The following is a 517-nucleotide window of genomic DNA, read 5'->3' as shown; positions in this document are numbered from 1 at the left end:
CGTACTAAAAACCCATGTTTTAATAGCACTATGCTCTTATAAAATACATCGACTATAGTAGCCAAAGCTTTAATCGCCGTCCTATCATCATCCGACCCAGTACTATCTGATGAAGCATCGCCAATAAAATGTGCCGTCATTATATATGGTTATGGCGCTGATGAATACAAGGGCAACTGGCGGATATTTGCCAGCGCGGAAACGTGGCAGCTCATGTTAAAATGGTACTTATTTGGCTATCGCCAAGCGCTGTTATCTACCTACCATGCACCCAACTCTATGCGTTTTATCAGCAATATTTAAGCCAAGCAATATAAGAGATTATGAATGTCTGCTAAACCACTTGATGCAAACCATACCAATACCGAAACCCTAACCATAGGCGATGCTGTCTACGATTTGGCCCATCATACGCCAATGATGGTGCAGTATCTGACCATGAAAGCGCGCTACCCAAATGCCTTGTTGCTCTATCGAATGGGCGATTTTTATGAGCTGTTTTTTGATGATGCCAAGC

Annotated in this window: 1 protein-coding gene; it reads left to right on the top strand. The window is 42.7% G+C overall.

What is annotated here, in order from left to right:
• Positions 1-327 precede the first annotated feature (327 nt).
• A partial coding sequence (locus ACS8FD_RS24590) for a MutS N-terminal domain-containing protein (RefSeq protein WP_439277771.1) occupies positions 328-517 on the top strand: 190 nt, incomplete at its 3' end.

It is taken from the genome of Psychrobacter sp. 1U2 (genome assembly GCF_051847575.1).
The sequence above is the reverse complement of the archived record's forward strand: the minus strand, read 5'-3'. Positions and strand labels throughout refer to the sequence as shown.